This is a genomic window from Pseudomonas syringae group sp. J309-1 (assembly GCF_032582135.1).
GTDB lineage: Bacteria > Pseudomonadota > Gammaproteobacteria > Pseudomonadales > Pseudomonadaceae > Aquipseudomonas > Aquipseudomonas quasicaspiana.
This window is the reverse complement of the sequence record NZ_JAWHNU010000117.1, coordinates 1-3,321: the sequence shown is the minus strand read 5'-3', so window position 1 is coordinate 3,321 and position 3,321 is coordinate 1. Positions and strand designations below refer to the sequence as shown.

The following is a 3,321-nucleotide window of genomic DNA, read 5'->3' as shown; positions in this document are numbered from 1 at the left end:
GGGCAAGCGCGCTCCTACAGGGTCCGTGTTTGCTGCGCGACAGCGTGGTGTCAGGGACACCGGGGCGACTCCCACAAAGATTGCGATAACTCTTACCTACTTCTGCTCCGCATGCGCCCAACGATAATCAAGACGCGGTGCACGAACTTTAACTTTGCGCTTGGTCTTGGTCAGTGTCGGTTCGAACACAGGCTCAGGATCACGCAGGAAGGCGGTCATGACTGCGCTCAGGGCATACAGGCCGGTGAACGCCCAGACCACGCCAGCAAGGCCGAAGCTGTCCTGGAAGATCGCGACCACTGCAGGGCCGACCCAGGTCGATGCGCCTGCGCCGAGGCTGAGGACTGACAGTGCAGCGGCTTTGTTCTGCGGCGCGAGGGCGGGTGCCAGTGCCGACAGCGGTACGAAGCATGCCAGCGTCAGGCCATAGAAGGCGCCGAAGATCGAAGCGATCAGGAAGTCATTCGGGAAGGCCTGCGGCATGAAGAAGAACAGCGGCGTGCTGATCGTGCTGCCGACGGCACCCAGCCACAGGATCGTATTGCGATAGCCAATCCGGGTACTGATGATGCTGGAGGCGAGGTTGCCGATGATGTTGAACACAAACACGATGGTCAGCAGTCGCAGCCACTCTTCAAGGCTGAAGCCTACGGTGTGCATGAAGAAGCCAGGCATGATCACCAGAAAGCCGAACATCGACGAGGTGTTGATCACGCGCACCAGACCGGCAAGCGACACCTTGGGCATTTCCCACATGATGGTGATGTTCTTGGCCATCGAGACCAGCGGTTTTTCACCTTCCGGCGCCAGACGCTGCATGCCGTGTGCTTCGCGCATGCCCACCAGACCAATCACGCCACCCACAACTACCAGCGCAAACGACAACCAGAAAGTCGCCATGGCACCAATCAGCGGGATGCTCACACTGGCGACCAGCGAGCCAAGAGTTGGCAGCCCGGCTGCGTAGGCAACCCAGAACCAGCCGACGGCCATGCCCATTTTGCGCGATGGCGTTGCGGCGGCGATCCAGACCAGAAAACCGTAGGCGAACAATGGGTAGCCGAAGCCACGCAGGCCGTAGGTCAGGAGGATCATCGAGTAGCTGAGTTCTTGCAGGCCGTAGATCAGGAACAGGACTTCAAAGACGCTCCAGATCAGCAAGCCAAGAATCATCACGCGCTTGGGGCCCCAGATGTTCGACAACGCGCCGGCCAGCCAGGAGGAGACACCGACGGTGACACCGTAGATGGTAAAGACCATGGCGATTTCGTCGGCAGGCATGCCGCGTTCGCTAAGGAAAGGGGAGAGATAACCCAGTTCGACGCCATCGCCGATCATGAAGATAAGCAGGCCGACGAAGCCCCAGAACATTGGATAGGGGATGCCGGTTTTCTCGCAGAATCTGGCGAGTGCAGTGTTCGGAGTGGATTGATCGCTCAATTTTCCGGTCCTTTTTTTTAGGTACAGCACGGCGTTTGGTGACGCCGTATGAATGGCCTCAATGAGGTTGAAAGGCAGGGTTGCCCGACACGCTGTTGGCAAATGCGCGAACACAGAACGTGTGGACTTTCATCTGATGCAGGATCGCCGCTATACGACTTCAATGACCCATGAATCTATGTTTTTTATAGATTTTCGAGCCCGTTTGCTTTTTATTTATCCCATCTGGGGACGATGATGGCAACCGCTCTAGACCGGGCCACCTGTGGCGGGATGACGCACCGGTTTGCATGTGGTCCCCAGTTTATAGGGGGAAGGGCGTTACAAAAGATGTCGGAAAAAAATGGCAAAAAAATATCAACCGAGTGGATTGCTAGCAATATTGATGCGCATAACGGCATTTCTGCCATCACGACACGCGCTTAACTCAGTGGATTGAAGCCATCACCGGCCGAGCAGAAACGCTCCCGAACCGCCTGGCTGGCGTCGCTGCCATCTCTGTCACGACGCTTGCCCCATTCGCGGCATTTTTCCCGGAAGTAAACTTTGGCGCCTTTGCGGCATTCGCGGTGTTCGATTGAGCCGCGCCGATAGTTGGCGCAGACACTGGTGCCGTCGATGCGATTGTTATTGATCGCCCATTCGGCGGCATAGGTGCGTTTACCGTCCCATTGCCAAACGGTGGCCCGCTCGACGTTGAAGGCCGTGACGCGCTTGGTTCGGGCAGGTTGTTGCTGCTCGTTTTTGTACTTCGCCATGTATGACGCGCTCACCATACCGCGGGCGTCTGGATTATCGGTTGCACGGGGAAATTGCCCGTAACGGCAGGTGGCTACGGCTTCGTCGATGATGTTGTCTGGTTTTATGCAGTCGGCCAGCGGTTTGGGTTCGATCAAGGCGTCCTGCGTGTAAATCGGCGGCACCGGGTTTGAGCTGACGGGCAGCGTGGGCGCGGGAGTGTGGTTCACGGTCACACGGCTAACGGTATTGCTTAAAAGATCGCTGAAATGCACCAGCAGATAGCCCGCTGCAGCGACCACTATCAGTGGCAGGAAGATGCGCCGCCAGGTTCGTGCAGGGCTGGAACGGTGGCGTCTATACGCTATGGGCGCGTCATCTGCCTGAGCATGCAAGTGCTCAAAGGGATTGAGCTTTCCCCGAGGCTGGCTCTCGCTTGGATCCATACACTCTTCCTTGATGTGGGCTGCGCATCCTTTGCGCCAAGTGAGTCGAGGGTAAACCGATTGAAAGTGTTTCGCCAGCGTTACACATGGCTCTGTGGGAGCCGGGCTTGCCCGCGATAGGTTTTTGGTGATCTACCTGAAAGGTTGCGGTGTCTGCATCGCGGGCAAGCCCAGCTCCCACAAAGTCCGGCGGTGTCGAATCACTGGTGCTTACGGCCTTTGTTCCGTGCTTTCACACGCTGCTCGCCGATCTTGACCAGCTCACATGGCTCTGTGGGAGCGAGGCTTGCCCGCGATAAGGTTTTGGTGATCTACCTGAAAAGGTCGCGGTGTCTGCATCGCGGGCAAGCCCAGCTCCCACAAAATCCGACGGTGTCGAATCACTGACGCTTACCGCCTTTGTTCCGTGCTTTCACACGCTGCTCGCCGATCTTGACCAGCTCACATGGCTCTGTGGGAGCCGGGCGTGCCCGCGATAGGGTTTTGGTGATCTACCTGAAAGGTCGCGGTGTCTGCATCGCGGGCAAGCCCAGCTCCCACAAAATCCGGCGGTGTCGAATCACTGGTGCTTACGGCCTTTGTTCCGTGCTTTCACACGCTGCTCGCCGATCTTGACCAGCACACATGGCTCTGTGGGAGCCGGGCTTGCCCGCGATAGGTTTTTGGTGATCTACCTGAAAGGTTGCGGTGTCTGCAT

Annotated in this window: 2 protein-coding genes; both read right to left on the bottom strand. The window is 57.6% G+C overall.

Annotated elements, in window-relative coordinates; all coding sequences use genetic code 11:
- Window positions 1-96: 96 nt before the first annotated feature.
- The gene (locus tag RX972_RS28990; protein WP_231676979.1) at window positions 97-1,440 is read right to left on the bottom strand and encodes an MFS transporter; all 1,344 of its coding nucleotides are present in this window, start codon (window positions 1,438-1,440) and stop codon (window positions 97-99) included.
- A 422-nt stretch (window positions 1,441-1,862) separates the two neighbouring features.
- Complete coding sequence (locus tag RX972_RS28985; protein WP_316880711.1) at window positions 1,863-2,624, bottom strand: hypothetical protein; 762 nt, start codon at window positions 2,622-2,624, stop codon at window positions 1,863-1,865.
- Window positions 2,625-3,321: the final 697 nt, after the last annotated feature.

Coding starts and splice junctions, on each gene's coding strand:
- RX972_RS28985 (WP_316880711.1), bottom strand. CDS start 2,624: ATGGATCCAAGCGAGAGCCAGCCTCGGGGAAAGCTCAATCCCTTTGAG.